The sequence below is a fragment of the Roseateles sp. genome, assembly GCF_036404855.1.
Lineage (GTDB): Bacteria > Pseudomonadota > Gammaproteobacteria > Burkholderiales > Burkholderiaceae_C > Pelomonas.
Genome location: NZ_DASWYS010000351.1, coordinates 1 through 9,018, shown reverse-complemented (window position 1 = coordinate 9,018; position 9,018 = coordinate 1). Strand labels below are relative to the sequence as shown.

Here is a 9,018-nt window from a genome sequence, read left to right as displayed (position 1 = left end):
AGCTTGGGCACCAGGGGCTGCTCGACCGGATGGAGGTTGACGACCAACAGGTCGCCGTTGGCGGCAATGGCGGCGGCCAGCTCCGGCAGGCCAGCCTGCAGCAGCCAGCCCGGGTTGCCGTCACGGAACGTGGGCGCGTAGAGGATCACCTTGCGGCCGCGGCTCAGGAAGTCCTGGGCCCGGCGATAGACGTCCATGTCCACGTTGACAAGATCGTGGGCGGTCGGCTCGCGCAGCAGCACGTCATTGCGCGGGTAGCCGATGGGCGCGTACTGCCCGAACGCGAACCAGCGACGGAACTCGGACTCCTGTCCCGCCGACGTGCCGACAAGGCGGCTGAACGGGCCGCAGGTGCGCAGCACGCGGGCGAAATGCGGCGACATGCGCCCCAGCCCGGCCAGGTTGCGCAGGCCGATCTCCTTGACGGACACCCCATGCCACAACTGCACCTGGCGGGCCCCGGCCAGCAGCGCAGCAGCGTAGGGGTTGCTGTTGAGCAAGTGGTCATCGATGACGGCCACGGCCGCGGCCAGCGCGGTATGCAGGTGCGCGGCGGTCCAGTCTGCGGGCGACACGGGGAAGCAGGGGCCGCCGGTCTGCGCGACCAGCTCGGCCTGGGCTTCGTCCATGGGCAGGAACCAGCATTCGGCTTGCAGCGCCTCAGCCTGTGCCTGCGCTGCCAGCCAGGCGTACTTCACGTTATTGCCGAAGTAGGTGCCGCCCACGAAGACGACGATGCGCTCCTTGGGGTGCATGCGCGACACGTCGGCGAGGTCGCGGTTGCTGCGCTCCAGGTTGAGCTGGGCCTGCAGCTCCTCGATCTTGGCACCCTGCTCGCGGCCACGCTGGTCGAGCCCGCGCAGCTCGTCGTTGCGCAGCTGCACGATGTTGTCCACCAGCGTGTCGATGGCGGCGAGCAACTGGCCGTTGCTCGCTTCCAGCTCGGCCACGCGCTGCGCCAGGCCGTCGGCCGGCGCGGCGATGGGCGGAGCCAGCGCCGCTGCAATCTGCCGGTTCAGCGCATCGGCGGGCGAGAACGCCATCGGTGCAGGTGGCGTCATCGGTGCGGTCGTGACCGGCACGGGATCGACGGCGGCCGGCAGCGGCTCCGGCGCCAGACCTGCCTCGGCACGCGCCCACATGCGCTCCAGCAGTGCCGCGAAGTCGCGGGTATAGCGCGGCGCGTCGAACAGCGGCAGCTCGGTACGCCGGGCGCGCAACCGGGCCTGTGCGGCGCGCAACTCGACCATGTCGCCCTGCGTCAGCGCGATGGCTCGCTCCACATAGGCTTGCGCGTCAGCGCAGACGAAGCCGGGCAACTCGCAGGCATGGGCCAGGCTGGCCGCCACGCGCGACGCGAAGGTCTCGCCGGGCACGGTCAGCACCGGCACGCCTGCCCACAACGCGTCGCTGGCCGTGGTGTGCGCATTGCAGGGCCAGGTGTCCAGGAACAGGTCGGCGGCTTGCAGCCGCGCCACGTTCAGAGTTTCCGAGACCCGCGGCGAGAAGATCAGGCGCTCGGCCGCCACGCCGCGCCGGCTCAGTTCTGCCACGAGCGCCTTGCTCGCGCTCTCGTTCCAGTTCAGGAGCCACAGCACGGCCTGCGGACTGCCGCTGAGGATCTGCGCCCACAGGTCGGCCATCTCCGCCGTGATCTTGTAGGTCTGGTTGAAGCAGCACAGCACCGGCACGCCGGCGGGCAGCCCCAGAGCGGCACGGTCCACCGGCGGCAGCGGCGAGCGCTGGCGGTCGTTGGGCTGGTAGCTGTTCGGCATCTGCGCGATGCGCTCGGAGTAGCCGTCCTGGTGCTCCAGCGGCGTCACCACCGGGTCGCCGATGACGTAGTCCAGAAAATCAGCACCGGTCGTGCCGGGATAGCCGAGGAAGCTGACCTGCACCGGGGCAGGTCGCTGGCTCAGGACCTGCATCCGGCCGTTCTCGGTGTGCCCCTTGAGGTCGATGGCGATGTCGATGCCGTCCTCGCGCATCAGGCGCGCCACCTCGGCGTCATTGACGTTGTTGACGTCGCGGAAATGGTCAGCAGCGGCGCGAATGCGCCGCTGCTGCGTGGAACCATCGACCGGGCTGTGGCAGTAGAGGAAGACCTCGAAGCGCTCGCGGTCCAGCAGCTCGAGCAGCTCCACAACCAGAGTCACGGTGGCGTGCTTGAAGAAGTCCGACGACAGCAGGCCAAGACGCAGCCTGGGCTTGTGCACGTCGGCGGCAGTGACGGGGGGCAGCGGCTGCAGGCCGCGCGACAGGCGTTGCGCCTCCAGGCGGCCGGCCTGCAGATGCTGCGCGCGACTGGCCGGCAGCGCCAGCAGCGCGAACGGCGGGATACCGATGTCCGCGCGTGCCAGCCGCTCCAGCAGGCGCGCGCCCTGCTGCTCCAGCTCCTCCCAGCGCGCCAGTCGCCCGAGCTGGTGCACCAGCAGACTCTGCGCGAGCACGCCGTAGCCCTGCTTGCCGTCAGCGGCGAGCAGGCTGGCCGTCTCGAAGCTGATTGCGGACTGCGCGTCCATGCCCAGCTGCTTGAGCGCCAGGCCGAGGCGGTAGTGCGTCGCGGCCCGCTTGGGATCGAGCTGCAAGGTGTCGATGCAGACCTGCACGGCGTCCTTGGGCCGATGCGCGCGGAACAGGGCCAGCGCCTGCTTCTCCATGGCCTGCGGATCACGCCGCAGCGATTCCGGCAGTTGCTCGCAAGCCACCGCCAGACCCGCCCAGTTGGCCTGCAACTCTAGGCATTGCAGCAGCAGCAGATGCGCCTGCGTGTGGTTGGGTGCGAGCACCAGCAGGTGCCGGGCCGCCTGTTCGGCGCGCGCCGCGTCGCCCATGGTCAGCCCCAGCTCCACCAGGTTCAGCCAGGACTCGGTCGCATCGGGCGCAAGCTTGGCCGCGGACTCGAACAGCGCGGTCGCCTTGTCCCACTGGCGTGCGGCCATCGCCTTGCGGCCGGCCTCGCCGGCTTGCCGGGCCTTCAGGCCCTGACGGGTCGGAGTGGTCCGTGGTGCGACAACATTCATACGAGTATCCTGAGCATTTGGGGTGCATGCCGGCAGCGGCAGCCAATCGGCCGTCACTATCCCTGCAAAGTCAGCGCACGCCGTGCGAAGGCCAAAAAGGAAAACCGGGCCTGGGCCCGGTTTTTCACGCTTGCCGGCTTGTCGTGCCGGACCGAGCCATTACTGCAGGAGCGACATGACCATGCCGGACATGCTGTTGGCCTGCTTCAGCATCGAGGTGCTGGCCTGCATCAGCATCTGCTTGGTCGTCATGTTGGACGTTTCCGTCGCGTAGTCGACGTCCATGATGCGTCCCGTGGCAGCCTTGGTGTTGGTGCTCATGTTCTGCAGGTTGTTGTAGACGTGGTCCAGGCGGTTGGACGCAGCGCCCAGGTCAGCACGCAGGGCGCCGACCTTGTCGAGTGCGGTGGCCAGGTTGTCGATGACAGAGTTGGCGCCGGCGGTCAGTTCGGTGCCCAGGGCCGTGCCGGTGGTGTCCGAGTAGCTGGCGGAAACGGTGCTGATGGCGCCAGCCAGGTTGCTGATGCTGGTGCCCAGGTCCACGTCCATCGTTTCGGCGGAAGCGGCGCCGATCTGGAAGGTCACGTTGCTGCTCAGCTGGCCGGCCGTGCCGTTGGTCGTCGTGCCGTCGCTGAACAGCTGCTTGCCGCCGAACGAGGTGTTCTTGACGATGTTGGCCAGTTCACGACCCAGCGCGGCGTACTCGGCCTGCATCGCGGTCTTGTCGTCTGCGGTGGTCGAGGCCGTGAAGGATTCGGTTGCCAGGTCCTTCATGCGGACCAGGATGTTGGAGACTTCGTCCAGCGCGCCTTCGGCGGTCTGCATCATCGAGATGCCGTTCTGGGTGTTCTTCATGGCCACGGCCATGCCGCTGGTCTGGGCCTTCAGGCGGGTCGCGATCTGCAGGCCGGCGGCGTCGTCCATGGCGGAGTTGACGCGGAAGCCGGTGCCCAGGCGGGACATCGACGTGGACAGGGCCGACTGGGTCTTGCTCAGCGAAGACTGGGTGGACAGGGCCGATGCGTTGGTGTTCAGGCTCAGCATGGGGGGCTCCAATAGGGTGGGTTGATCTGCTTGGCGGGGCAAGCTTTCCTGCCCTCAACAGCACAGGGCGGCAACCTCGGCGGGGAACTTAAGTCCGATGCGCAGCAAATTCGATTTCTGTGCATTCGCGGCGCCTGGCGTGCAATCCATCACGCCTGACGGGGCCGCCCACGGCCCGGGCCGACTTTCAGCGGTCGGCGGGGTCGCTGCCGAATTCGCCGCGAAGTTCCGCCAGCGTGGCGAGCAAGTCCTTGAGCTCCTGCTCAGCCTGCAGGCCGAGGTCGGTGAAGCTGCAGCCGACATGCAACTGCTCACCGATCAGAAAGGAGCGATGGAAGCGATAGGAGCGAACCTCGAGATCGGTGACCAGTGCGGCATGCCCGACCAGCACCAGCCGCACCTGCGCCAGCTTCTGGCCGACGAAGATGCCCTGCCCCTGGTCCACGGCACCGCGCAGCCCCAGCCCGCCCAGCGACAGGTCCTCGACGTTGAAGCTGCGGGGTTTGGTGAGCAGCGTGAACTCGGCGCGGAAGGTCGGGCCGAGCGGCACGTCGCGGCGCGGCGTGCTGCGACGTTCGTCCGCCCGCCCCTGGGCAAGGAATGTTGGATCGATGGCTTCGGCGTCGATGCCGGCCTGGCCTGTCAGTGGCTCAGCGGCCGCAGCCGGTTTGGCGCGCGAACCCAGACGGAAGAGAGAGAGGCCTTTCACAGCCGACCCGAATGGCGGTCCCGTCGGCCTCAGGCCGCGCCGGCCGCCAGCAGCTGATCCACACGGGCGCGATGCACACCGGACACGGCAGGCAACAGGGCCGACAGCTGTTCATAGTCCAGCGGCGCGCCCTGCCCCGCCTCGGCGAAGTGCCGGGCCAGGCGGGCAACGGTGGCGGCCTCGGCCGCGTTGGGCGCGGGGGCCGCTGCGGACGCAGCTTCAAGGCGCTGGCTCAGCGCCTGGCGCGCCTGGCCCAGTTGCTGCTGGGCCTGCACCACTCGGGCCAAACTGGCGCGCTGAGCGTCGGCACCCTCCACCTGCCAACTGGCGGGCTGCAAGGCATCGGGCTTGGCGTCCAACACTGCGCGCACGGGCTGGCCGCTGGGGAAGCGACGACCGTCGCCGCGCAGCTGCAGGCCGTCTCTCAGCGTTGGCCAGCGGGTCTCGGACACCGCAAGCACCACGCCGCCATCGGCCTGCGCACGGGTCTGCACACCCAGGCCGGCCAAACCCTGGGTCACGGCACGCAGATGACTGTCCAGCCCCTGCCCATCGAGATGGATGCTCAGCGCGCGGCCCTGGCCAGGCAATGTCAGACGCAAGGTCTCGGCGCCAGCAGCGGCGAGGCTGTTGCCGTCCAGCCCGCGCAGGCTGAACTCGCGCTGCGGCACCCGGCCCTCGGGTACGGCCTGCAGGCGGGCATCGATTTGACCCGCAGCCTCGCCTTCGCGAGCCTGCCAAAGACGACCGATGCCGTCCACGCGGGCCTGCAGGTCCAGCGCGGAGGCGGGCAGGTTGCGCGCCAGCGTCAGGCTCAGGCCACTCTTGAGTTGCTGGAGAGAAGCGTCCAGCTTCTGGGCGTAGGCCAGGCCCTGCTGCAGCGCGCCGACGCGCTGCTGTGCCCCCGGTTCGCGCGCGATATCACCAGCCACAGCGGGACGCAGCGGCTGGGCGGCGACGGCCTGGGCGCGTGCGGGGGTGAGCGCGCGCGGCGTGGTGGCAACGGGCGCCAGTGCCCGCCCCGAGGAGGAACGGCCTGCGGCGCGGGTCGGCTGGTTCTGGAGGGCGGGAATGGCCGGCAGCGCAGGCATCAGAGCACGTCGAACAGGCTCAGGTTGCTGACGCGGGCATAGGCCTTTTGCGTCGCCTGAACGGCAAGTTCATAGCTGTTCAGCTGAATGGCGGCCTCGGCGTAGTCCACCTTGCCCAGGGCCAGCGTGGCTTCCTTGTTGGACAGGCTGACGGCAGCATGGTTGTCGTCCAGCGTGTTGATGACGTTCTGGCGGCCGCCCTGCTGGGCGATCTGGCTGCTGAGGAAGTTCAGCAGGCCATCGGCGGCGTCGATCTGCGTGCTGGCCGTGCCGCTGGTGTAGGTGCCGCTGCTGAAGGCCGTGATGGCGGTCTGAAGCCCATTCAGGAAGACGTCCAGCCCGTACTCCTTGAGCGACACGTTGGCGGCGATGGTCACGCCGTCGCCCACAGCCACCTGCTGGGGCTGGGTGTCGACGCCGGTGCCGAAGCTGTAACTCCCTGCAGTCAGTTCCAGCGTCTGCACGTTCGACGCGGTCCCCGAGAACATGTACTGCCCTTCGGCGTTGCGTGTGTTGGCGCTGTAGAACAGGCTGTCGCGCAGCGCCTCGAGAGACGTGGCCATTGCCTTCACATCCTCAGGCGTGGAAGAACCGTCGGCAGCCCAGACCATCAGGTCGCGCACCATCATCAGGTCTTCCTGCATGCTGCCCAGCGTGGTCTCGTTGTTCTGCAACCGCGTGGTCAGCGCCGTGATGTTGCTGCGGTACTGGCTCAGCGCCGCCTCTTCGCGCGACAGGCGCGCCAGGCGCACGGTGGCGATGGTGTCGTCCGAGGGCTTGAGGACGCGGCTGCCGGACGCCATCTGGCTCATCACCTTGGTCAGGCCGGCGTTGGCCGTCTGCAGGGCGGTGTTCATGGTCTGGCTGTACTGGCTGGTAGCGATGCGCATGGTGTCTTTCCGGTCAGAAGGCGGCCAGCGTGCTGTCGAAGAGCTTGCCAGCGGCAGCGATGACCTTCATGTTGGCCTGATACATCTGCTGGTACTGCATCAGACTGATGGCCTCCTCGTCGGTGTTCACACCGCTCGTGGAAGCCCAATTGGCCTGCGACTGGTCGCGCACGGTCTGGGCGGTGGTTTGGGCCGCCTGGTTCTGCTGGCTGCGCACGCCCAATGTGCCGACGAGTTGCGTGTAGATGTCGCCCAGCACCGTCGGCTGGCTTTCGAACTGGGTCACGACGATGGTGCTGTCCTTCAGCTTGATCAGCTCGGTCAGGTTGCCGCCGCCGCCAGGCCCCTCGCCCGCCGCCGCGAACGCCAACGTGGCAGCGGTGATGGTCGTGGAGAGTTCCAGCTGGCTGCCATTGAGGACGAACAGGGGCGGCCCGCCGGCTGCGGCCAGTCGGTTGTTGAACAGCGTGGCGATGCCCGCGGCCAGTTCCTTGACCGTGGTCTGCATGGGCTCCAGCACCTGCTTTTCATAGTCGATGACGCCGCCAAGCTGGCCGCCCAGCCCCTGGCTGGCCACGCCGAAGGTGGTGTTGGCGAAGCGCAGCTCCAGCGCGCTGCCGTTCTGGCTCATCACTGCGGCGTCGTTGCCCACGACCAGCGGCTGGCCGTTGTTCAAGGACACGTTCACCGTGCCGTCGGCCTGGGCCACCACCTGCACGCCGACCAGGGAGGCCAGCGAGTCGATGCGCTGGTCACGCGCATCCAGCAGGCCCGAGGTGTTCAGACCACCGGCCTGGGCCGCAGCGATCTGGCGGTTCAGCAGCGCGATGTCGGTCGTGTAGCCGTTGATCTGGCTGATGGCCGCACCGCGCTGGTCGTTCAGCGCGTTGTGCTGCGTCGTGAAGAGTTGCTGCTGGCTGGCGATGCGCTTGACCAGGGTGTCCGCCGACGTGAGGACCTGGGAGCGCAGCGCTGCCGAGTCAGGCTGCACACTGGCAGCGTTGAGCGATGCAAAGAAGCCGTCCAGCGCGTTGTTGATGTTCGAGGTGTCGTCCGACATCACCGACTCGAGCTGGTTCAGATAAGGCTGGCCGGCGTCGTAGCGGCCCAGCTCGGAGGCGGCCTTCCACATCTGCAGCGACTTGTAGTTGTCGGCAAAGCGGATCAGCGACGACACCTGCACGCCGTTGCCGGCCGCCGTCAAACCACCGGCCAGGGCCTGGCGCGAGGTCAGCAGCACGCCCTGACGGGTGTAGCCCGGCGTGGCCGTGTTGGCGATGTTCTGGCTGGTGGTGTTCAGCGCCGTCTGCGCCGCGATGGCGCCCGACAGGGCGTTGTGGATCATGCTCATGGGGACTGCCTCGTGTCTGGGCCTACTTCTCAGAGGAAGGCGACGCGGCAGCGCCAGCGCTTAAATCCGGCGCCGGCAGCAGTTGCTTCAGCAGCAGGTCGGCAATGCCGAAGGCACGCTGGCCCGCCAGGGAGTCGGCGACGAGGCCGTCGGCCAGGTCGTTCATCGGCTCGCTGGTCTTCTTCTTGAGCGGGCTGTCCTCGTCGGCCAGCTCGCGGGTCGCGCTCCGCATCTGGCCCAGCATCTGCTTGATGAACTGGGCTTCGAACTTGACGGCCGCATCGGTGGCGCGCTGGCGCAGCCGGGCGTCGGCATCCGGGGCCTGGGCTTGCAGGGCGTTGTCGAGTTTCATGGTCAGATTACCTGCAGTTCGCCGTCGATGGCACCCGCCTGGTCCAGCGCCTGCAGGATGGCCATGATGTCGTCGGGATTCGCGCCGATGCTGTTGATGGTGTCGACGATGGCCTGCAGGCTGGCGCCCGCCGGCCAGCGCAGCATGCGGCCGCTACCCTGGTCCACCGCCACGCGCGACTGCGGCACCACCTGGGTCTGGCCCTGGCCGAAGGCATTGGGCTGGCTGACCTGGGGACGCTCGCTGATGACCACCCTGAGCGAGCCGTGCGAGACCGCGGCGGGGCGCACCCGAACGCCTTCAGCGATGACGACCGTGCCGGTGCGCGAGTTGAACACGACCTTGGGCAACGCGTTGCCGGCCTCGATTCCCAGACCTTGCAGTTGAGCGATGAAGGCCACGCGCTGGGTGGGCTCAGGCGGCGCCTGCACCTCCACGCTGGTGGCATCGCGCGTCGTGGCGATGTCGGCACCGAAGCGCTGATTGACGGCTTGCACGATGCGAGTGGCCGTCTCGAAACTGGGGCGCTTGAGGCTGAGCGTGACGTTGGGACTGCTC

Annotated in this window: 8 protein-coding genes; all 8 read right to left on the bottom strand. The window is 68.2% G+C overall.

The features are described from left to right. A partial coding sequence (locus VGF12_RS23445) for a CDP-glycerol glycerophosphotransferase family protein (protein WP_331178459.1) occupies window positions 1-3,023 on the bottom strand: 3,023 nt, incomplete at its 3' end. A gap of 159 nt (window positions 3,024-3,182) precedes the next feature. Then, window positions 3,183-4,067 carry a flagellin gene (locus VGF12_RS23440; protein ID WP_331178458.1) on the bottom strand — a complete coding sequence of 295 codons (885 nt, stop codon included), beginning with the start codon at window positions 4,065-4,067 and terminating at the stop codon, window positions 3,183-3,185. A gap of 187 nt (window positions 4,068-4,254) precedes the next feature. Next, complete coding sequence (locus VGF12_RS23435; RefSeq protein WP_331178457.1) at window positions 4,255-4,776, bottom strand: PilZ domain-containing protein; 522 nt, start codon at window positions 4,774-4,776, stop codon at window positions 4,255-4,257. Between the two features lie 29 nt (window positions 4,777-4,805). Then, entirely contained in the window at window positions 4,806-5,867 is a 1,062-nt protein-coding gene (locus VGF12_RS23430; RefSeq protein ID WP_331178456.1) for a hypothetical protein, read from the bottom strand. Next, window positions 5,867-6,757 (bottom strand): flagellar hook-associated protein FlgL, encoded by an 891-nt coding sequence (flgL, locus tag VGF12_RS23425; protein ID WP_331178455.1) that lies wholly within the window; start codon window positions 6,755-6,757, stop codon window positions 5,867-5,869. Before flgL ends, VGF12_RS23430 begins: the two co-directional genes overlap by 1 nt. Window positions 6,758-6,770: 13 nt before the next feature. Beyond that, window positions 6,771-8,108, bottom strand: coding sequence for a flagellar hook-associated protein FlgK (gene flgK, locus VGF12_RS23420; RefSeq protein WP_331178454.1), 1,338 nt, complete (start codon window positions 8,106-8,108; stop codon window positions 6,771-6,773). A 22-nt stretch (window positions 8,109-8,130) separates the two neighbouring features. Continuing rightward, the gene (locus VGF12_RS23415; protein WP_331178453.1) at window positions 8,131-8,460 is read right to left on the bottom strand and encodes a hypothetical protein; all 330 of its coding nucleotides are present in this window, start codon (window positions 8,458-8,460) and stop codon (window positions 8,131-8,133) included. A gap of 2 nt (window positions 8,461-8,462) precedes the next feature. Then, the coding region (locus tag VGF12_RS23410) for a flagellar basal body P-ring protein FlgI (protein WP_331178452.1) at window positions 8,463-9,018 on the bottom strand (556 nt) is incomplete at its 5' end.